This is a genomic window from Rhizobium esperanzae (genome assembly GCF_014197615.1).
In the GTDB taxonomy this organism is placed as follows: domain Bacteria; phylum Pseudomonadota; class Alphaproteobacteria; order Rhizobiales; family Rhizobiaceae; genus Rhizobium; species Rhizobium esperanzae_A.
Map to the genome: position 1 here is coordinate 186,950 of NZ_JACIFY010000002.1, position 20,793 is coordinate 207,742.

Below are 20,793 nucleotides of genomic sequence, written 5' to 3' on the forward strand. Positions count from 1 at the left end.
AAATACCAATGATCTCTCTCAAACAAGGCGTGCTCGCCGCGGCCATGATGCTGGCAGCAACAATGGCGTCCGAGCATCAAGCCCATGCCGAGCCATGCGAACCGGAAACGTTCGAAGAGGCGAAATACGTCGTCTGCACGCTGGAAGCGGGAAAAGCCGATCTGCGCCTGTTCTGGAAGGGCACCGACGGCCAGCCGTACCGCGCTTTTTCAAACCTTGCCGAAGCCGTTCGCGCCGAGGGGAAAACGCTGGCCTTGGCCGTCAATGCCGGAATGTACCGGGCCGATTTTTCGCCGATGGGACTTTATGTCGAAAACGCCAGGGAATTGAAACCCGCGAATACCGCAGGGGGCGGAGGCGCCCCCGGCCAAGTCCCGAATTTCTACAGGAAGCCGAACGGCGTGTTCTTTCTCGGCGAAGCCGGCGCCGGCATACTTCCGACCGATGAATTTCTGAAGCGTGCCCCCAAGGCGCGGTTCGCCACCCAGTCCGGCCCGATGCTCGTCATCGCCGGCAAGCTGAACCCGATCTTCATTCCCGGCTCGACGGACCGAACCCGCCGAAGCGGGGTCGGCGTCTGCGCGGACGGCGCGGTTCGCTTCGCCATCAGCGAAGACGGCGTCAATTTCCACGATTTCGCACGGCTCTTTCGCGACCGGCTGCAATGCCCGGACGCCTTGTTTCTCGATGGCGGACGAGGTGTCGGGCTTTACTATCCGACATTGGGCCACAACGACTGGTCCTGGCACGGCGGCTATGGCCCGATCTTCGGGCTTGTGGAATAGGCACGAGGCATCGCCTTTGATCGAGGCGCATCGTGCCGGCAGCAAACGCCGCCGGAAAGAGGCCTCGAATAGCCATTGCAGACCGACGATCGATGCCTGGCGCCTCATCCGGACCCGCCGCAATTTGGTCGCCCGCTGAAGAACATTGCCGTGGCCGTGATCAGCTTTTCTAACGTCTCGACGTTCTTCGAAGTGTTGAAAATGTGATCCATCGGAGCCACCCAAATTTGGTTTGCACCATTGTGTGCCTTAGCGAATTTTGACGCCGTTCCCACCGGAATGGCCACATCCAAGCTGCCTTCCGCAATAAAAACTGGCCCCTGATACGGAGCGATCTCGTCCAACGGGTCTAAATTTTCGACGTCTGCAAAGAATGCGGGGCCGAGAGTTAGAGACGCGCCCCACGGCATTTGAAACTCGGTAGGCGCTCCACTTCTGAGCGCCCGCTCATACACGTCGCGCCCGATGAAGGCCGGAAAGGATACTTTTGGCTCCCCGACGGGAGCCCAGAGTGCCACCGCCGCTGGTCGATTGGTTCGGCCCGCTGCGACAGCAGCAACCAATCCACCCTGGCTCCATCCCAGCAGAAAAATCGCGCTGGGTCTTCCCGAAGGGAGATCGCTTACGAAGTCCATTGCAGCGATGCAATCCTCGATCTGGCGGTTGTATGTCGTGTCTTGAAAGCGTCCGCCGCTTTCGCCAACACCCCGAAAGTCTATTCTGAGGCTGGAAAAACCAAAAGATGCGAGCCGCTGCGCCGTATGCGCAAAGATACCTGTCCCAGTATCGGAAATCATAAGCTCGTGCCGACTTCCTCCGAACCCATGAAGAAGTACAACGATTGGTGAGTTTACCGGGTCCGCCAGACACAATGTTCCCACAACACGATGCCCACCAACCTCAAAACTTACAGTCTCCTCTGACGCCATTCGCTTCCTCTGAAATCCTCGACCAAAGTCTATTCCTTCCCCGCACGCGCCATTTCGGCGCGCATCCAGCTGGAGTCTCCCCAGGTGGAGAGCCAGATCATCAGATCTGTCAGGGCGCCAACAATGGGCAGGAGCAAGGCGTGGCTCAGGCCCCGCTTCTTCTGACTTTCTTCGGCTTTCCTGAGATGCGCCAGTTCCTGTTCCTGAATCGTCGCGATGAGGACGTGAAGCTTGGGATCGCGCTCTTTAAGGAAAGCCAGTTGGTCTTCAAGATGGCGGTGGACCGTACTTTCGACCGCCTCTGTGCAGATCCAGATCATGTCGCGCCCGCCGAGCGCCGTCAGGATGCCGAGCACGAAACCGCCGAGACTCCAGAATGCCATGACGCGGCAGGGCTTGGCCCTCCTCGCGGGCATCGCCTCGCGAAACAAGCGGCAGTGGTCGATCTCGTCCTCACGCATCTCTTCAAGCGCCGGGACAATGTCGGGAAACAGCCGCCGAGCCATCAGGATCTGGGCGCCATAGATCCTGATGGCGCCGAATTCGCCCGCATGATTGACCTTCAAAATACGACGGATCGTGACATCGGGGTCGCGCATACCCGAACTGCCCGACGGATTGACCATGACCACCTTGCCCCAATTGCCTTGGAGCAATAGGCAGGAACGCCGCCGCTTTCGTCAATGCTCAATCTGCTGCGACAAAATAGCGATCTGCTCTGGCCCTTTCAAAAACCACCTGCCTCGCATAGGCTCCGGGGCAGCAACCTTGGGAAAGCCGGATGGAATATATCGATTCACTCGCATTGCTCGTCAGCGTCTACGTCGCTTCCCTCGTCAGCCCCGGGCCGAATTTCATCATCGTCACCAGCACGAGCATGACGGCATCCCGCGCGGCCGGGCTCTTTGCAGGCCTCGGACTTGCGATTGCATCCCTGACCTGGGCGGTCATGGCAATGGCGGGGCTCGGCTTTCTCCTGACGCATTTCGAATGGCTGCATATAACATTGCAGGTGGCCGGCGCGCTGTATCTGATCTGGCTTGGCCTGAAGATGATCCGCGGCGCAGCCAAACCCTTGAAAGCGACGGGGCCGACCGACGTCGCATGGCGCTCGGCCATGCGCCGCGCCTACGTCGTCAGCATGACCAATCCGAAATCGGTGGCCTTCTTCGGCAGTATCTTTGCGCTTGTCATCCCCACCCATGCGCCCATCTGGCTCTATTGCGTCATCGCCCTGACCTGCTTCCTTCTTTCGGCACTCTGGTATTGCGGCCTGGCCTTTTTCTTCTCCAACCCCCGCGTCTCCGCCGGTTTCCTGCGGTTCAAAGCCAGCATCGAGCGCGTGATGGGCGCCACCCTGATCCTGATCGGCGGCCGCCTGCTCTGGGCTCGCTGACGCCATCCCGGCACGCGGGACCTCATCTCCTCCTCATTCCCGTGCTCGTCACAGGAATGAGAGTGGTAGCAACAAAGGTGCATGTGAGCTCCGGCGCCGCGCCATCCGGATGCGACCACTTCGACCTACAAGGCAGCGGTCGCCCAGGGAGAGGCCGCGCATTGCCCTCATCGACCATTCGGTCAGGTCGCTGGCGAGCCCGGCAAGAGGTCGTCGATATCCTCGGGAATGAAGCCGCCGGTTTGGCGTTTCCACAGACGCGCAAACAGGCCGTCCTGTTCGACCAGTTCGTCCGGCCTGCCCTCCTCCACGATCCGCCCGCGATCGAGCACGATGATCCGGTCCATTCTGGCAATGGTCGAGAGGCGGTGTGCAATGGCGATCACTGTCTTTCCCTCCATGACGAGGTTGAGCCTTTCCTGGATGGCGGCTTCGGATTCGCTGTCGAGGGCGGATGTCGCTTCATCCAGCACCAGGATTGGCGCGTCCTTCAGGAGAACGCGGGCGATGGCGACTCGCTGGCGCTGGCCGCCGGAGAGTTTGATGCCGCGATCGCCGACAAAGGCATCATAGCCCCTGCGGCCCTCGCTATCGGAAAGATCGGCAATGAAGCCATCCGCACTTGCCATCCTCGCCACGTCTTCGATTTCGCGCGGCGTCGCCTCCGGCCGGCCGTAACGGATATTGTCGCCGACCGAGCGGTGCAGCAGCGCGACGTCCTGGGCGATGACCCCGATGGCGCGGCGAAGGCTCGACTGTGTGACCGCGCGGATATCCTGCCCATCGATCAGGATTGCACCGTCGTCTATATCGTAGAAACGCAGCAGCAGGCTCACCAGTGTCGTCTTGCCGGCGCCAGAGAGACCGACGAGCCCTACCTTCTCGCCGGGCCGAACCGTCAGCAACAGGTCATCGATGACGGGCTTGCCTGATTTGTAGGCGAAACGGACGTTCTCGAAACGGATCTCCCCGCGACTGACCGCCAGTTCGGCCGCATCCGGCCGGTCGGTGATGGTGGGCGGTGTCGTCATGACGGGCATGGCATCCTTGATCGTGCCAAGCGCGCGGAAGATCTGCTGACCCATTTGCAGGAAGGTGAAGGACCCTGCCGAGAGGCGTTGAAGGATATAAACAGTTGCAGCGAAATCGCCGACAGTCAGGAACTGATCAAACAGCCCCCAGAAACCAATGCCGAGCATAACGAGCCAGAGCACCATATTGAGGCTGATGACGACAAGCTCCGTGGTCCGGTAGATGCGCTGTTCGTGATGAAGCGTATCGACCCCCTTGGACATGATCTTTCTCAGCGCGCCCGCCTCGCTATCTTCCGCTGCGAACTGCTTGACCATCTGGATGTTGCCGTAGATGTCCGTGAGCGCACCGGAGATGAGGCTGTTCTGCTTTGCCGAGCGGCGCGCGCGCTCCGTAAAATCCGGAACGACCTTGATCGCAAACAGCACATTGAAAGCAACCCAGACGACGACAGGCAGCGCAAGCTGCCAGGAGAGCGCGAGCAGAAGAAGAACGGAACCGATGATCTGAAGCAGAAAGCGGGGTGCCGTCTGGAACGCGATCAGTATCTGCTGCTGAACGGCATTGGCAACCTGACCGAGCCGGGACGCGACCTGGCCGGCGAAAAGATCATGGAAGAAGGCGAGATCCTGCCGCTCGACGGCCTTATGCCCCTGCCATTGGATCGCAACGGGCAGGCTGATGCCGATCGTGTGCGAATTGAGAATATTGGTGATGTAAAAAAGAACGGGCATCACGGGAAAAAGCAGAAAGGCGAGAAGTGCCAGCAGTTGGAACTTGCTGTCGACGAAGAGTTCCACGCCCTGGGTCGTCACGCCGTCGACGATGACCGAAAGACCCCAGATGATCGTAAGGTTGATTGCCTCGATGGCCATCGAGGTCAGCGCCATGGCAATGATGACACCCCGAAACATCGCGATGAAATGCATGAGGACTGCCACAGGTCCCTTGGTGGGCAGCGGCCGATAGGGAATCTCGAGCGGCCGGATCAAGGTTTCGAAAGGACGATAGATCGCATCGGAAATCGACATGGGCCGCTCGGATCAAAATCGGGAGGAGGCGTGGACTCGGCTACGCAGGGTCGTATGGGATCATTTTCCGGCTGCGCTCTCAACTAGAAATTCAAAAAATCGACCAGGTGAAGCGATCGTCGAAGCGAGGCGCCGGAAAGCGCCGATTGCCGCCACGCCACGGTTGGGGCAAGATGCAGCCCTTGAACAGGGAGCAGGATTGAACGACGCTCATGCTGACGGGCTCATGTCATTGCGGCAAGGCGAGTTGGACGCTTGAAGGCGATCCCGGTTCGATCACCGCCTGCAACTGTACGCTCTGCCGGCGCTACGGCACATTATGGGCCTATGATTACGAAGGAGAGCGGATCGCGCTCACCGGGGAGACCGCCTCCTACACCCGCTCCGGCCGGGAAACCTCATCCCTCGAAATATTGTTCTGCCCGTCCTGCGCCTGCGTCTTGAGCTGGCGCGGGCTGAAGCTTCAAAAGGATGGCCGCCGGCGCATGGCGGTCAACATGCGCCTTGCGCCGCCGGATCTCGTCGCCGATCTGCCCATCGATCATTTCGACGGCCTTGATACGTTCGAAGACCTGCCCTCCAAAGGGCGCTGCGTGCGTGATCTCTGGTTCTGACGCCTCTCTGCTTCAGCGGGCGACGGCCCCTCAACCGCGCCGAGCCGCCTCGATCGCCGCGATATCGATCTTCCTCATCGTCATCATCGCATCGAACGCGCGCTTTGCCTGACCGCCACCCGCCGAAAGCGCTTCGGAGAGGACGCGCGGCGTAATCTGCCATGACACCCCCCACTTGTCCTTGCACCAGCCGCACTCGCTTTCCTGGCCGCCATTGCCGACGATGGCGTTCCAGTAACGGTCGGTTTCCTCCTGCGTGTCGGTTGCGATCTGAAACGAGAAGGCTTCGCTGTGTTTGAACGCGGGACCGCCGTTCAAGCCGATGCAGGCAACACCCGCGACGGTAAATTCGACCACCAGCACGTCTCCCTGCTTGCCATCCGGATAATCTCCCGGTGCACGAATGACGGCGCCCACGGCGCTGTCGGGAAAGGTCGCGGCATAGAACCGGGCGGCAGCCTCGGCGTCCTTGTCGTACCATACGCAGATCGTGTTCTTTGCCATTGCGCGTTCCTTTCGCTCCTTGTTTCGCATTCCCGTTCTGAAACTAAGAGGCAAATCGTCTTTCTCCAGCCCATGGAAGCAATTTCACGGTGGCGATTGCCGAGCGCCGCCAAGTGGTCGCAACGATCGGCCTCGCGAGGATCGCGCCGATTGCGATTATCATCGATCTGTAGCATGCCTGGGCTAAACCGCCCCTTCGGTTCAGTAGACCTTCCCATTGTCGCATTGGCTTGGAACAACGCTGATGATTTACCTGCTTCGCCATGGCGAGACCGTTTGGAACAGCTTGGGCCGCTTCCAAGGCCAGAAAGATTCATCGCTGACGGAGCGCGGCATCGAACAGGCCGACCAGGCCGCCAAGCTTCTGAAAAAGGAAATCGCAGGCAGCGAGCGATCTTTCCAACTCTACGTCAGCCCGCTCGGCCGAACACAGGAGACTGCGGCACGCGTGAAACGGATATTGCCACTGGCAACCCAGTTGGACCCGCGGCTGATGGAGGTGACCACCGGCTCTTGGGATGGCATGACGACGTTCGAGATCGACAACGAGTTTCCAGGAATGCTGGACGGGTCCGACGCTTTCGATTGGTATTTCAAATCTCCGGACGGGGAAAGCTTTGATGCTGCCTGTGCGCGCGCGAAGGACTGGATCTCGGGAATAGATGGGCCGGCAGTCGCGATTTCTCACGGGCTGTTTGGCAGATTGGTCCGCGGTGTCTATTCCGGCCTTTCAAAACGGGAAATGTTGGAACTGCCCGTTCCCCAAGACGGATTCTATCGGCTCTGCGATCGTGAATTCAGTCTGGTAAGCGCTTCGTCCGATCCGATCGGCCTGAGCGCATGATAAAGCGTTCATCTGCGCTAACCATCCGGACCGCGACCGTCGCATGAATCAAATTCTCGGCAACGCGCTTTTTGTGTCCTCGACACAAAACTCGTGTCAGACTGAGCAAGCTGCACACACGCCCGCGCGACGATCGAGAAGGCCCGAAGCCATGCACAAGTTCACCGTCACCATCACCCGGGAAATCGAGGCCGACACCGCCGAGGAGGCCGCCCTGCTCCTGTATCAGGAACTATCAAGGGGACCGGTCCCCGACCGCTACTCTGTCACCGACGAGACGAAGGTGACCATCGAGGTGAGGCTGGATCGAGGAAAGGCGGATGAATTCGCCACCATCGATCATACCGCCGACCCCGGCAATTGGTAATGTCAGTCAGCCTCCGAAACTGGCCGATGTCCGCCGATAGCAACCTCTGAGCCGCCTGATGGATTACGATCCGCATTACCCGACAATCCTGCCCAAATTCTTTGCACTTTCGCTTGTCTTTGTTTTGAACATCCTAATCCCCGTGTCGGCGATCGTCATCGCGCGAATGCTCACGCGACATCGATGGCTGCCACACACAACCGCATTTTTATGGGTGTTTTTCTCGCCAATCACGCTTGCCATATTGGCGACACCGACGATGGCGCCGGGAGAAGAGGCCGGGCCTGGCGAGGGGATGATCCTGCTTCCGATCCTGCAGGAAATACCGGTCGTACTTGTTGTTTACGCGGTCGCCCTGCTTTATTTCCGTCTAACACGACAAATCTCCTCTGCTTCGCACCCGCCCCCTGAGTTAGGAAAGACCGTGACACCCCCAATCAAAATAGCCGTCGCCGGCGCGAACGGCCGCATGGGCCGTACCATCGTGCCGCTGCTGGCCGCCGATCCGGCTTTTGTCTTCGTCGGCGGCGTCGGCCGTGAGGGCTCTGCAGGCGCCGGGCTGATTGATCGATCGGCTGCGATCGCCGAAGCCGATGTGATCCTGGATTTCACGACGGGACGTGCCGCCGCCGAACTTGCCGGCTTGTGCGCTTCGGCCGGCGGGCCAGCCCTGGTGATCGGGGCGACCGGTTTCGAGCCGGACGAGATCGAACGGATCGCAGAGGCCGCCCGGACAATTCCAATCCTGCGCTCCGGCAATTTCTCCATCGGCGTCAACATGCTGGTCGGCCTCGTCGCCCAGGCCGCGCGCGCCCTTCCGGCTGAAAGCTGGGATATCGAAATCCTCGAAGCCCATCACAACAGGAAGATCGATGCGCCGTCCGGCACGGCGCTGATGCTCGGCGAAGCGGCTGCCGAGGGCCGCGGCGTTTCCCTGGCATCCGTCGAGCGGCGCGGGCGCGACGGCATCACCGGCGAGCGGCCGCCCGGTGAGATCGGCTTTGCCGTCTTGCGCGCCGGTGGGCTTGTCGGAGAACACAGCGTGCTCTTTGCCGCCGCCGAGGAAGTCGTGACGCTCTCGCATTCGGCTCTCGATCGCAGCATGTTTGCCCGCGGCGCACTTGCCGCCGCCCGCTGGATCGCAGGACGCGCACCCGGCGAATACGGCATGCGGGATGTCTTGGGGCTGGCGTGAGAAGAGCGAACAGGCAGAGTGAACAGAGGCTTGAAGCGCGTCCTTGAATCAAATTCCAAGCGCGTCTGTGAATGCCTCCAAGAGAGCCTCATCCTTGTACGCCCCGCAGGGGCCTCGAAGGACGAGGCGGGTGCGCCGACATTAGATGAATGCAAGCAGCAGCGTTGAGGCGTGTCCTTCGAGGCTCCGCCCGATTGGCTGCGCGCCTCAGCAAGGATGAGGGACGTTGGCGGATGCTGCGCCTTCTGATGCGATGTCTTAGATCTCCCTCGCCTCAAAACCGCAAAATCAAACCTTCAGCGACAACACGCGTGATAACAATGACTTAAGCAAACAATTTGAATCAAACCCCACACCGGCACACCCACCATATCGAGGATAGCCGAGGCGACGGCGACTTCGGTTCCGGCGAGGCCTACGGAGCAGAACAGCGTTATCTCCTCGGACGATCCCCGCCCGGCCGCTTTCCGCGCAATGATGTCGGCGAGGTCGGCCATACGATGCTCGCTGCCGGAGCCGGCCAGAAAAAACGGCGACGCGTAGGCGCGCGTCTGTTCGGGCGAATCCGTCGCGATCACGGCTGCGGCAGCGGCTATATCCAACCCCAGTTCATGTCCGTCACGCGTTTTCGGCCCGACGGTGTTGATATGCACGCCGGGCCTCAAATCCCGCGCATGGATAACCGGCGTTTGGCTCGTCGTCGCGCAGATGACGATGTCGGCCTCGGCAACCGCTTCCCGAGCGCTGCCGACAGGCTGGATATCAAACCCCAAGGCATCCTGCATCTCGCTTGCGAAGGCAACTCGATTTTTCGCGTCGCGGCTATAGACGCGGGCGCGATCCAGTTTTCGAACGGCGGCGGCCGCAGCAAGCTGGGTTCGCGCTTGCGCTCCACTGCCGAGGATTCCGATGGTCCTGGCATCGGGCGCGCTGAGGTGCCTGATGGCGAGGCCTCCAATCGCACCGGTTCTGAGGTTGCCGAGGCGCTCTCCGAGAACGATGCCCTTCAGCCTGGCGTCGTCGGCCGACCACACCGCGACGATCTGCGAATGCTCCGCCCCCTCGAATGTTTCATAAACCCGGAAGCCCGCGAGCGGCTTCTCGCCAAGAATGCCGCCGACGGTGAAGACGAGATCGCCGAGATCGGGAAACGAGACATGATGCCGGGGCGGAGAGATGAGCCGATTGCCGGCTCTCGCTCGAAAAGCCGTCTCGAGCGCATCGATCGCGACCGCCATCAAGTGGCTGCCGACAAGATCCTCGTCTTTCAGGATTTTCGTCACGAACAAACCTCCAGCCCATTCCGGCATCCTGCAACCCCAACCCCGCTTGAGGTCAAGAGGCCTGGAAACCGATACGCTGAAATGTCCGCGCAGGAAATTAGCCGACCAGACGCCGTGCCATCAGGACGTCATCGATCTCCCTGCCCTCCTCCAGAACACCGCCCGGGATTCGGCCGATCTCAGCAAAACCCTGCCGCTGATAGAACCGTATCGCCGCCGGGTTCTCCGCGCTGACAAAGAGTTCCAGCTGCCGGATGCCAATATCGCGCGCATGATCGGAAACCGCCTCCAGCAGCTTCCCGGCAAGACCCGATCCACGCAGGTGGGCACTGACATAGACCATGACGATCGTGGCGCGATGGGCCATTTTGCTCGGCCGCTGCCGAAACAGTCCCATGATGCCGACCGGGGTTCTGTCCTGGAAGGCAATGAAAACCGGCTCGTTCAGACGATTGACCCACTCCTCGTCGGGCAAAACCTCCCAATCTTCATAGCGGCTCGCAAAAGAGGATGGTTCGGCGCGCAGCGCTTCCAGACGGATCCGCCGGAAAGCCTCCACCTCGTCCGCCCGGATAAGCCTGATCGTCACGCCGCCTGCATCCATCGGACACCTCCTGGGATATCTCAGGCTTTGTCATGACAGCAGGCTCCTGCCAATGCAATTGGAGACGATGACGTCGACGGCACTTCTACTGCGCCGCCCCACGCAAGCGCACAAGAGAGCCTCATCCTTGCTGAGGTGCCCCGTAGGGGCCTTGAAGGACGAGGCGGGGGCTCCGCTTGCAACTACTGTGCCGGAGTCCCCACTCGGCCACCCTTCCGGACGCCCGATTGATCTGGCGGCTGGGCCGTCGGTTGGTTTGTTGGCCGGAGGTCCCATTGATCGGGCGGCTGGACACCCGGCTGCTTGCTCACCGGTTCGCGCGTTGACCGAACGACCACGTTATCCGGCTGATCGGTTGACCCGGTCGCCGTTTGATCGGCTGATCCGGCCGTCGGTTCATCTGCAGACTGATCGGTCGTTTGATCGCTCGGCCTGTCCATTCTGAAGGGTGCAACCTGATGGATGACGACGATAAGAACTATCCCGACAACAGAGCACACCAACGCGTAGAGAACGAAATACTTCAGTGCATATCCCTCGCTGATTGGCAGAGCGGCCCCAACGGCGATGCGAATGATATTTCAGAAATATTGAATGATACTTAGAAAAAACGCAATAGTTTTTAAGTGGATGTTAAGGATTTTGGAAATTACGCCGAATGAAAAAGGACGTTATTTAAGGGAATAAAGCAAACAACTCCCGCACTGATCGATTTATCTTGGATATCCCGGTAAAGGCGAACCGCACCAACGCCCCTTGGCGAGGCTCGTCCAAGACAGCGCCGGCGATATCGGCTAGATTGCAGTGCGCCGACAGCCAGCTTCGAGAGGGCGGGCTCTGCAGGATCGGCGGCAGCAAGGGGGATCCGGATGTCAGCAATTGCATCTCTGTTCCAGGAGACTGCCCGGCTTGCGGCGGGGTTTCGGCAGGCCGCACCTCCCCGCCACGTGCCCACTCACGACTACGCTACCTCGCTTGGCTGTTTCGATGAGCCGCTGCCGGCGGCCGGTTCCGATATGCTTGACGTTATCAGGCAGTTGGCGAAAGACGCCGAACCTGGATTGCATGCAACCACAGGCCCGCGCTTTTTCGGCTGGGTCATCGGCGGCTCTCATCCGGTCGGCGTCGCGGCCGATTTTCTCACCAGCGCCTGGGGGCAGAATGCCGGAAACCATGTCGCGGCTCCGGCCGCGGCCGCCGTCGAGACCGTTGCTGCGAGATGGCTTCTGGATCTCCTGAAGCTGCCGACCGAAAGCTCGGTCGGCTTCGTGACGGGCGCGACGGTCGCAAATTTCACCTGCCTTGCCGCCGCACGCGGCGAGGTGCTGCGCCAGGTGGGCTGGGATGCCGATGCCAACGGCCTGTTCGGCGCGCCCGAGATCACCGTGCTGATCGGCGACGACGCTCACACAACGGTGTTCTCCGCGCTGCAATTCCTGGGCCTCGGGCACGATCGCGTGCAGCGCCTGCGCACTGATCCGATGGGGCGGATAGACCCGGTAGCGCTGGCGGATACTCTCGATACGGTCTCCGGTCCCCTCATCGCCATTCTCCAGGCCGGGCAGATCAATACCGGCGCCTTCGACGATTTCGCCGCCATCATTCCGCTCTTGAAGGCGAAGCGTGCCTGGGTGCATGTCGACAGCGCCTTCGGCCTCTGGGCGCAGGCATCGGCAAAGACCAGCCATCTCAGCCGCGGCATCGAAGCCGCAGACAGCTGGGCGACCGATGGCCATAAATGGCTGCAGACGCCGTATGATTGCGGCTATGCGATCGTCCGCAACGAGCTCGCCCATCGCCGCGCCATGACGATCGCCGCAAGCTATCTGCCGCTCGCCGGCGAAGGCGAACGCGACCCCTCCCACTATGTGCCGGAGCTTTCGAGAAGGGCCCGCGGCTTTGCCACCTGGGCGATGCTGAAACATCTCGGCCGCGAGGGCATCGCCGCCCTCATCGACCAGTGCTGCGCCTCGGCGCGTGAGGTGGCCCATCTGCTCGCCCGTGAGCCGGGCATCGCCATTCTGAACGAGGTGACGCTGAACCAGTTGGTCATCCGCTTCGGAACCGGCCTGCCCGCCGAAGATGGCGACGCCCTGACCCGAAAGACCATCGAAAGGATCCAGGCGGACGGCACGATCTTTGCCGGCGGCGCCAAATGGCGCGGCCGCGACGTCCTACGCCTCTCCGTCACCAATTTCCAAACGACATCGGATGAGGCGCAACTGGCGGCGGAGAGCATCATCACTGCGTTCAGGAGCATCAGCGCCCTCACCCGCCCGCGCTAATATTCAAGGCGCCTCGAAGGACGATGCCGGCCACGGTCTTCGCGGCAGAGCGCCAACCGGCATCATCGTCGCACTGCGACGACCGAACTGGCGCGATACCTCGACAATTGCACCCGGTTGGATTGATTGCCGCCGAACAGGTAGACGTACTGCCGGCGCTGGTCGATGTGATCGAAAAGGCTCACATGAAAGCGCCTTCCGGTGCGGATCACCACAACATCTCCTCGCCTGGCGGCGCCGAAGAACACCGGCTTGCCGAACTTCTTCCAGGACACCGCCATGTTGGGATTGGGCGGCGGCTCCCGCGAAGATCGCTTGGCGACGAAAGCCAGGAACGCCCCGCACCACGATACCCTGCGGGGATTGATACTGAGGAAGGAGATGGAGCGTTCGTGCATACTCTTATACCTGGATGCCGTGCCCAGCATGTCTGCCTCACAGGGCAAGGCGAGCGCCATGAGGACGATGACGAGAATAACCTTCATAGTTACCCACCATTGCTTGGTATAATGTAGAATTACAGAAATGTGGCGAAGAATAAAACAGGCGCCGCAACGTAAATGCCAATTATGGCGTGATTTAGAAACAACTGATACTGGCATTTTGGTGGCGGGAATTTGGCTAAAAGGAGGCGCGGACAGCATCAGGCCGAGCCTCTCTTGTGGCCGGAAACGACCTATCGCGAACCCCGCAAAAGACAGGCTTTGCAGGCACGAAAGGCGGGAACTTCATAATCCGCACCAGGTTCGCTGAGAGGAGATGGGCCGCACCCGCAAGTGCTTGAACGGCAAGACCATTCGCCAGGCGTCGACGACAATGCGCAATCCCAGGCCATCACCTGTACGAGCTATATTTCGCAAGACCAAAAATAATACTTAGGCTCAGCAGGAAATACATAACAATCACCCCATTCGCCAGCGACGAAGACGGGTATCGCCCGGTGTGGCTTGCGAACGTAACCGCAGGCAACACCCGGAGCAGCATCGCAACCGCAGGGTTGTGCCGGTTCGGTTGGCTTGTGATCGATCATGATCGGCGGCACACCCCTTGCGACCGGAAGTGCTGCGGCAAAAACAGGAACCGTTAAGCGGCTCGCAACGCCATCCTCACCCTGGCCGCCTATGTCTTCCCCTCTCACAAAAAATTCGCGCCTCCATCAATTTACTTGCCGTTCTGCAATGCGGCATATGTTTGTGTTCATGGCCAAGTGGCATGAGCGGGGAACCATGACGTCAAAACATGCAGACAACAGGGGTGAAGGTGCCGGCCGAAAGGGCTTTATCGGACTGGTTGTCGGCGCGATCGGCGTCGTCTACGGCGATATCGGCACCAGCCCGCTTTATGCCTTTCGCGAGGCGCTGAGGCCCTTTGCCGCCGATGGCGTCCACGAGGCCGAAGTCATCGGTCTCATTGCGCTGATGGTCTGGACGCTGACGATCATCGTGACCTTCAAATATGTGCTGTTCCTGCTGCGGGCAGACAATGACGGCGAAGGCGGCGCTCTTTCGCTCCTCGCCCTGCTAATGAAGAAGATGGGGCGAAATGTGCCGGTGCTGTTCTTCGCCGGCCTGATCGGCGCAGCCCTCTTCATCGGCGATGCGATGATCACGCCTGCCCTGTCCGTCATGTCGGCGCTCGAAGGTCTGAAATTGGTCACGCCCGCCTTTGCCGAATATGTCCCGCTTGCGTCGGCGGCGATCATGATCGTTCTCTTTGCGGTCCAGTCGAGGGGAACTGCCGCCGTCTCGATGTTTTTCGGTCCGATCACGGTTTTGTGGTTTCTGGCCATGGCGGCGGGGGGCCTGATCCATATCGGCGACGACTGGAGAATTCTGGCCGCTCTCAATCCGATCAATGCATTCCTGTTCCTGACCCATGCCGGCAGCGTCGGCCTCATTGTCCTCGGCGCCGTCTTTCTGACTGTCACCGGCTGCGAAGCGCTCTATGCCGATCTCGGGCATTTCGGCCGCCGCCCGATCCAGACGGCATGGTTCGTGCTCGTCTTTCCGGCGCTGCTGTTGAACTACCTCGGGCAAGGGGCGCTCGTTCTCGCCCATCCCGAAACGGCCGGCAACCCGTTCTTCCTGATGTATCCCGACTGGGCCTTGCTGCCGGTGGTTCTCCTGGCGACGATGGCAACGATCATCGCCAGCCAGGCAGTGATAACGGGCGCATTTTCGCTATCCCGTTCGGCAGTTCACCTCGGCTTCCTGCCGCGGCTGAGGATCAAGTTCACCTCGGAGACCAACACCGGCCAGATCTACGTGCCGGCCGTCAATCTTCTCCTGCTGGTCGGCGTCTTGATGCTGATCTTTTCCTTCGGCGACTCCGAGTCGCTGGCGACGGCCTACGGCATCTCGGTGACCGGGACCATGGTCATCTCGACGATGCTGGTCTTCCAGTTCCTTCGGGTCGTCTGGGGTTACTCCCTGGTGCTCGCCGCCGCCTGGCTATTGCCGCTCTTCGCCATCGAAGTCATGTTCCTGGCGGCCAATCTGCTGAAGATCTACGATGGCGGCTGGGTTCCGGTCGCCCTTGCGCTGACGATCATGATGCTGATGTGGACGTGGACCCGAGGGCAGGCCTATCTGAAGAGGGTGCGGGCCAACAACGAGATCCCGCTCGATTCCTTCATCAGGTCGATCGAACGAAAATCGGACCATTCACCGGTCACCGTTCCGGGAACGGCAGTCTTCCTGACGAGCGTCCCGGATCGGACGCCGAGTGTTCTGCTTCACAATCTCAAGCACAACCACGTGCTCCACGAACAGAACATCATTCTGACTGTCTGGACCGAAGACGAACCTTACGTCCCCGACAGCCGCCGCATCAGGATCAGCCAGCTTTCGCCGCGCTTCGTGCGCCTCGATATCAGCTTCGGCTTCATGGACGACCCTGATGTCACCAGGGCGCTGGCTCTGTGCAGAGAGGGAGGCTTCAAGTTCGAGATTATGAGGACCTCCTTCTATCTCGGCCGCAGGAACCTCGTCAGGACGCCGAATACCGGCCTGCCCGGCTGGCAGGAGCGCATCTTCATGGGGTTGGAGGGCCTTGCCATCGATCCTTCCGATTACTTCAACCTGCCGTCAAACCGCGTCGTCGAACTCGGCGAACAGATTGCCATCTAACGATTTGATGGAGAGCCTGCGGCCGAAGACGGGATAGGAGAAGTGGAAGCCGGAAAAGAGGCGTCAGGCCTTGGCCGAGATTGCGCTCAGTTCCTCGAGATCGAGATCCCGTTCCAGTTCGTCCAAGGTCTCGTCGTCGATGTCGCCGGCGCGGTGGAGACGAATGAGTTCCCGGCGCCCTGATGCGACCGCTTCGAGAACGACGTCGAAATGCGCATGCAGCATAGGCATGTAGTGCTCGGTTCTCTCGGCATAGTCGACGATCGCTGTCGCTCTGCGCTGGTAGCGTTCCAGCAATTGCGGGTGGATAAGCTTTCCCTCTGCGTCATAGGCCAGGTTTTGGACAATCCCGAACTGCACCTGTGCCATGGCGGCTTCGGCCTGGCTCATGGTGAGGCGCGCTTTTTCCGTCTCGGGCGCGAGCCGCGCCCAGGCGATCACCCTCCCCAATGTCGTGCCCTGCACGAGCACCGTTCCAAGAATGACGGCAAAGGAGGTGGCGAGGATGAAGTCACGGCCCGGAAATCCTTCGGGCAGGCTGAGCGCCAGCGCCAGCGTGACCACGCCGCGCACGCCAGCCCAGCTGAGCACGGTCGCACCGCCGGCGCCGAGCGGCTGGGCGCGGGTGACCCCCAGGGCTGCACAGAAGCGGATAACGAGATCGGAGGCGAAGACCCAGGCAAAACGCGCGAGCACCAGCGTGATCAGGATCGCCAGCATCGGCAGTCCCATGGTCGCGATCACGGTGGTAAGGCCGCCGCCGCGTTCGACGACATCGCGGAGCGACAGCCCGATCAATGTGAAGACCGCAGCTTCCATCAGGAAGATCATCACCGTCCAGAACGACGTGCCTCGCATGCGTGTCGCGGCTGAAAATACGGTGTGCTGGTGCCAGGAGGCGATCAGGCCCGTGGTCACGGTGGCGATGACGCCGGAAACATGCAGCAGTTCGCCGAGCAGATAGGAAATCCAGCCGAGCAGCACGGTGGCTGCGATGATGAGATAGTCGTCGCCGAGATGCCGGACGAGTTTGACCCATGCCGCTCCGACCACGACGCCGACGACGGCGCCGCCCAGCGCCAGCACGAAGAAGTTGCCGACCGCTTCCCCCGCGCTGAAGGCGCCCGTTACGGCGGCGGCAACGGCGAAACGGAAGAGAACCAGGCCGCTCGCATCATTGAGCAGGCTTTCGCCTTCCAGCAGAATCTGAAGCCGCCGTGGCAGCCTGACGCGCTCCAGCACGGCGCGCGCCGAAACCGCGTCCGGCGGCGCAACGATCGCGCCCAGTGCCGCACAGGCGGCCCAGGGGAGTGACGGAAAGATAAGATGAGCGACAAAGGCCACGACGGCGCAGGTGAACAACACCGCGCCGACGGCAAGCGAGGCGATGCCGATCATGTGGCGCCTCAGCCGCGCCAGCGCGATGGACCAGGCGCCATCCATCAACAGCGGCGGCAGGAAGATGACCAGCACCAGCTCTGGATCGACTGATATTGCCGGCAGCCCCGGCACAAACGCCAGCAAAACGCCACCGGTCAGCAGCGCGACGGACGGCGGCAGTCCGAGCCTGTGAGCTGCATAGTGCAGCGCGATGATCGCGAGAAACATTGCAATGACAAGCTCGAATAAATGGGTTGGTTCCATGTGCCCCTGCCCCGGCTCAGCAATGAAGATCGGATGCCTGTTGCAAAGAATTACAGCGAGCTTGCGCATCTGAAAAGACACGCCGCGCTTTGGAGTTCGCGCCGGGGTCGAAACCTCGGCTCTCGCGTCCACTGGTCATTGCCTGGATTTAATTGGCGTTTCCTGCGCATCCTCCTTACATCAGACGTCTTGAGGCAAAGGAAGACCCATGAAAAGGCGGACGCTGGTGCTTGGAGGTGCGACCATCGTCGCGTCAACCGCAACTGCGGTAGCGATCTGGCCGCGGCGGCATATCACGGTCGCCGCGAGAACATTCGACTGGAAGGGAACGGATTTCCTCAGCGGCGGCACAAAGTCGGTCGCCTTGGAAAAGCTGCCCGCACCGCTCTTTCGCAGCCGTTCGAATTGCGTCGTGACATCAGCCCAGACCCTTGGTCCCTGCCATGTCAACGATATTCCGGTCCGTCAGGACGTCTCGGAAGGAAAAGCCGGGCTGCCCTTGCGGCTGGCCGTTCGCATTGTCCATGCGGCCGATTGCCGGCCGGTCGAACATGCCGACATTGAAATCTGGCATACCGATCACCGCGGCATCTATTCCGGCCGTGAGGCGGCGAACATGTGTACGTTCGGCGATGCCGAAGCAATCAGCGGGCTCGCCTTTCGCGGACGCCAGCTGACGGATGCTGAGGGGCAAGCAAGCTTCCTGACGGCCTATCCTGGATGGTATAAGGGCCGCACGCCGCATGTTCACTGCCGCATCCTCGCCGACGGCAAGGAGCTTCTCGTCAGCCAGATCTATTTCGACGATGCGCTGAGCGACATCATCTATGGCGAGCATCCGGACTATCTTGGACGCCCCGCCCGCGATACGCGCAATGACGCGGACGGCATCATCCCGGAGGATGCCGCCGATCACATCTTCGATTTCGAGAAGCTCGACGGCGGCGTGCTTTCCGCCACCATCACGATCGGCCTCTCTTCCTGAGCGGCAGCGGCTGAAAAGGCCGACAATCGCCGGCAGCGCGTGCCAATCCTGCATCCGGCATGAAACCAGATGCCGCATTCCTGCGTATTAAAGCATGTCGCGCAAAACTGTGCAGCGGTTTTGCGGCAACGACATGCGTAAGAACAATGAGCGAAAGCGCAAATAGCGAATCTGAAAGATCGCGATGCGCTTTAGCTCTCGGCGACAGACCACAGACAGCGAGGACGGTATGGTCAGGAAAGAAGGCGTAGCACACATCCCCCGGCCGGCCGCCGAACAGGGAATGGCCCGGCTGATGATGAGGCTGCCTGCGACGAGGGCGACGATCCGGGCGACCGCGGTCAGCCGGCCCCATCTTTACGAACTGTGCGAAGCCTATGGCGAGGCCTGCGCCGCCCTTGATCGCATGCGCAAGGATGTGTCGGCCGATCCCGCGATCATCACCGAATATGAGATCATCTGCGCCGAAATCGAAATCGACGTCATCAGAATCCTGTTCGACGAATAGTGAGACATCCGCCCTCGCCCGCCACTGCCGCGCCCCGAACGCGGCGCGGCGCGGCTTAATGCCGGAATCCCGCTCAGATCAGCACGTCATCCACGTGGATGGAGATGCTCAGCGTATCCGTGTCGAAATGATGCGCAGCCCCGTCCGAGATCTTGTACTGGAAGATCTCGCTCACATCGCCGCTAAGCCCGGCGAGCTTCGCTGCGTCGACCGTGTAGCTATAGTCGCCGTGATCGTCGACATGGATGGTGCCGTATTGGCCGGTCAGGGTTAGGCCGTTCTTGCCGACCACCTCGTCTCCAAAGCGGCGAAGCAGCAGGATTCCATTGGCCGAACTGTCATTGTCGAGGAGATTGCCATGATGGGCCTCATCCATGTCGCCGGAGATCTTCAGGCTGTCATGGACTGCGACGATCGTCGGGCCTGCATCCACATGGGTATCTCCCGCAACGTGACTATCGAGGATCGCAAGCTGCGCTTCGTCAAGCGTCGTGTTGTTGCTGACGGGAAAGGTGTTCGCGGCGATGATTGCCGGGGATATGCTGTAGGGCGTGACATCGCTGGCGATGATATTGTCGTGAAAAGCCCCGGATGCAGCCCTGTCGACCTTCAGTGCGGCCTGCGACAGGTCGTCGAAGACATTTTCGTGGATATCGATGTTTTCGCGAACGTAACTCGGGGTGCCGACAGCGCTGATCACGACGCCCCAGACGCCATCATGAATGTAATTGCCTGATATATCGTAGTTGCGCGTATCGCCCTGGTCGCCGAGACCGATGGCATAGGACCAGCTGTAGCCGCCATAGCCTGAAATATCGTTGTCATGGATCGCGACGTTGGTGCCGGCTTGTGCGCCGATCCCGAAGCCGCCGCCGATAATCGTGTTGTCATCGATCATGGCATCGACCGGCCGGACGAGCGCGATGACGCCCTTCGGCGTCGCGGCGCCCGTCTGATCGAGGTAATTGCCGCTGATCACGATATTGCTGCTGTCGTTCATCTGCACGGCATCTGCCGCCGTGCCGTGGGCGTTGGTGACGCTGTTGTTGAGAAAATTGACGCCGTTGACTTTTTCGATCCAGACACCGTCGCCGTTCACGTCGTTGATCGTGCTGTTTTCGATGGTGATGTTCGAGCCGGTCCGGAAGGTGACCGACCCCGCCTTGCCCGCCAAGCCGGTGTGATCGACTTCGACATTGCGCACGGTCCAGTTCGATACACTGCCGGCATAGATGGCCGCCCCGCCTGTGTCGGAAATTTTGATATTCTCGATGACGATGTTCGATGCATAGAGGCTGTGAATGCCGTCGCCCGGGCTATGGATGACAGGCGCATCGCCGACGCCGTAACTGCCGATGGTGATCGGTGCAGCGACGGTGCCGGAATATTTCAGATCGAGCTGATCGTTGTAGACACTTCCGGCGGCCAGCAGCACGCTGTCGCCCGGCTGCAGCTTCACGTTCTCCACCGCCCAGAAGGACGCAAAAGGCGCGCCCTCGCTGGTCCCGGCATTGCTGTTGGAGCCCGTCGCCGAATTCACATAATAGACTGTCATATCGCCTGTTCTCGCATGGTCGCTGAGCCGTCTGGAACGGCTGCAACGCGTGGATCGGATGCGGTCGGGAGGTGAAGGCCATGCTCAAAATGGCGTTCAATGCC

The 20,793-nt window shown here is 60.6% G+C and carries 19 protein-coding genes; 10 read left to right on the plus strand and 9 right to left on the minus strand.

From position 1 onward, the window contains the following. The first annotated feature begins 8 nt into the window (after positions 1 to 8). Positions 9 to 785: a phosphodiester glycosidase family protein gene (locus GGD57_RS03495; protein WP_184466888.1), complete on the plus strand. Its 777-nt coding sequence runs from the start codon at positions 9 to 11 to the stop codon at positions 783 to 785. A 104-nt stretch (positions 786 to 889) separates the two neighbouring features. On the opposite strand, the gene GGD57_RS03500 is transcribed toward GGD57_RS03495, so the two are convergent. Further along, positions 890 to 1,714 carry an alpha/beta hydrolase gene (locus tag GGD57_RS03500; RefSeq protein WP_184466890.1) on the minus strand — a complete coding sequence of 275 codons (825 nt, stop codon included), beginning with the start codon at positions 1,712 to 1,714 and terminating at the stop codon, positions 890 to 892. Between the two features lie 29 nt (positions 1,715 to 1,743). Then, positions 1,744 to 2,340, minus strand: coding sequence for a demethoxyubiquinone hydroxylase family protein (locus GGD57_RS03505; protein ID WP_184466892.1), 597 nt, complete (start codon positions 2,338 to 2,340; stop codon positions 1,744 to 1,746). Positions 2,341 to 2,495: 155 nt separating this feature from the next. Here GGD57_RS03505 and GGD57_RS03510 point away from each other — a divergent pair, with 155 nt between their 5' ends. Next, positions 2,496 to 3,110, plus strand: a complete 615-nt coding sequence (locus GGD57_RS03510) for a LysE family translocator (RefSeq protein WP_184466894.1) — start codon at positions 2,496 to 2,498, stop codon at positions 3,108 to 3,110. Positions 3,111 to 3,292: 182 nt separating this feature from the next. Here the strand turns inward: GGD57_RS03510 and GGD57_RS03515 are convergent, their stop codons facing one another. Beyond that, on the minus strand, positions 3,293 to 5,173 hold the full coding sequence (locus tag GGD57_RS03515) for an ABC transporter ATP-binding protein (RefSeq protein WP_184466896.1): 1,881 nt from the start codon (positions 5,171 to 5,173) through the stop codon (positions 3,293 to 3,295). A 212-nt stretch (positions 5,174 to 5,385) separates the two neighbouring features. Between GGD57_RS03515 and GGD57_RS03520 the strand changes: the two genes are divergently transcribed. Then, positions 5,386 to 5,787 (plus strand): GFA family protein, encoded by a 402-nt coding sequence (locus tag GGD57_RS03520; protein ID WP_184466898.1) that lies wholly within the window; start codon positions 5,386 to 5,388, stop codon positions 5,785 to 5,787. Positions 5,788 to 5,817: 30 nt separating this feature from the next. Here GGD57_RS03520 and GGD57_RS03525 read toward each other — a convergent pair whose 3' ends face one another. Continuing rightward, positions 5,818 to 6,291, minus strand: a complete 474-nt coding sequence (locus GGD57_RS03525; RefSeq protein ID WP_184466900.1) for a VOC family protein — start codon at positions 6,289 to 6,291, stop codon at positions 5,818 to 5,820. A 244-nt stretch (positions 6,292 to 6,535) separates the two neighbouring features. Here GGD57_RS03525 and GGD57_RS03530 point away from each other — a divergent pair, with 244 nt between their 5' ends. The 3 genes from GGD57_RS03530 (at position 6,536) to dapB (ending at position 8,697) form a co-directional block, all read left to right on the plus strand. After that, a complete protein-coding gene (locus tag GGD57_RS03530) occupies positions 6,536 to 7,135 on the plus strand; it encodes a histidine phosphatase family protein (protein ID WP_184466902.1) in 600 nt (199 codons plus the stop codon). Between the two features lie 151 nt (positions 7,136 to 7,286). Continuing rightward, positions 7,287 to 7,502: a hypothetical protein gene (locus GGD57_RS03535; RefSeq protein ID WP_184466904.1), complete on the plus strand. Its 216-nt coding sequence runs from the start codon at positions 7,287 to 7,289 to the stop codon at positions 7,500 to 7,502. Between the two features lie 424 nt (positions 7,503 to 7,926). Continuing rightward, a complete protein-coding gene (dapB, locus tag GGD57_RS03540; RefSeq protein WP_184466906.1) occupies positions 7,927 to 8,697 on the plus strand; it encodes a 4-hydroxy-tetrahydrodipicolinate reductase in 771 nt (256 codons plus the stop codon). 296 nt (positions 8,698 to 8,993) lie between these two features. Here the strand turns inward: dapB and GGD57_RS03545 are convergent, their stop codons facing one another. Then, positions 8,994 to 9,980, minus strand: coding sequence for an ornithine cyclodeaminase family protein (locus tag GGD57_RS03545; protein WP_184466908.1), 987 nt, complete (start codon positions 9,978 to 9,980; stop codon positions 8,994 to 8,996). Positions 9,981 to 10,077: 97 nt separating this feature from the next. Beyond that, entirely contained in the window at positions 10,078 to 10,584 is a 507-nt protein-coding gene (locus GGD57_RS03550; protein ID WP_184466910.1) for a GNAT family N-acetyltransferase, read from the minus strand. Between the two features lie 869 nt (positions 10,585 to 11,453). Here GGD57_RS03550 and GGD57_RS03555 point away from each other — a divergent pair. Continuing rightward, positions 11,454 to 12,869: a pyridoxal phosphate-dependent decarboxylase family protein gene (locus tag GGD57_RS03555; RefSeq protein ID WP_184466912.1), complete on the plus strand. Its 1,416-nt coding sequence runs from the start codon at positions 11,454 to 11,456 to the stop codon at positions 12,867 to 12,869. A 62-nt stretch (positions 12,870 to 12,931) separates the two neighbouring features. On the opposite strand, the gene GGD57_RS03560 is transcribed toward GGD57_RS03555, so the two are convergent. Beyond that, complete coding sequence (locus GGD57_RS03560; protein ID WP_184467396.1) at positions 12,932 to 13,354, minus strand: TIGR02594 family protein; 423 nt, start codon at positions 13,352 to 13,354, stop codon at positions 12,932 to 12,934. Between the two features lie 741 nt (positions 13,355 to 14,095). On the opposite strand from GGD57_RS03560, the gene GGD57_RS03565 reads away from it, so the two are divergent. Further along, on the plus strand, positions 14,096 to 15,997 hold the full coding sequence (locus GGD57_RS03565) for a potassium transporter Kup (RefSeq protein ID WP_184466914.1): 1,902 nt from the start codon (positions 14,096 to 14,098) through the stop codon (positions 15,995 to 15,997). A gap of 63 nt (positions 15,998 to 16,060) precedes the next feature. Here the strand turns inward: GGD57_RS03565 and GGD57_RS03570 are convergent, their stop codons facing one another. Further along, a complete protein-coding gene (locus GGD57_RS03570) occupies positions 16,061 to 17,641 on the minus strand; it encodes a Na+/H+ antiporter (protein WP_184466916.1) in 1,581 nt (526 codons plus the stop codon). 208 nt (positions 17,642 to 17,849) lie between these two features. On the opposite strand from GGD57_RS03570, the gene GGD57_RS03575 reads away from it, so the two are divergent. Together GGD57_RS03575 and GGD57_RS03580 are read left to right on the plus strand one after the other, a co-directional pair. Continuing rightward, positions 17,850 to 18,626, plus strand: a complete 777-nt coding sequence (locus tag GGD57_RS03575) for a protocatechuate 3,4-dioxygenase (protein ID WP_184466918.1) — start codon at positions 17,850 to 17,852, stop codon at positions 18,624 to 18,626. Between the two features lie 229 nt (positions 18,627 to 18,855). Further along, entirely contained in the window at positions 18,856 to 19,134 is a 279-nt protein-coding gene (locus GGD57_RS03580) for a nodulation protein (protein ID WP_184466920.1), read from the plus strand. 73 nt (positions 19,135 to 19,207) lie between these two features. On the opposite strand, the gene GGD57_RS03585 is transcribed toward GGD57_RS03580, so the two are convergent. Beyond that, complete coding sequence (locus GGD57_RS03585) at positions 19,208 to 20,689, minus strand: right-handed parallel beta-helix repeat-containing protein (RefSeq protein WP_184466922.1); 1,482 nt, start codon at positions 20,687 to 20,689, stop codon at positions 19,208 to 19,210. Positions 20,690 to 20,793: the final 104 nt, after the last annotated feature.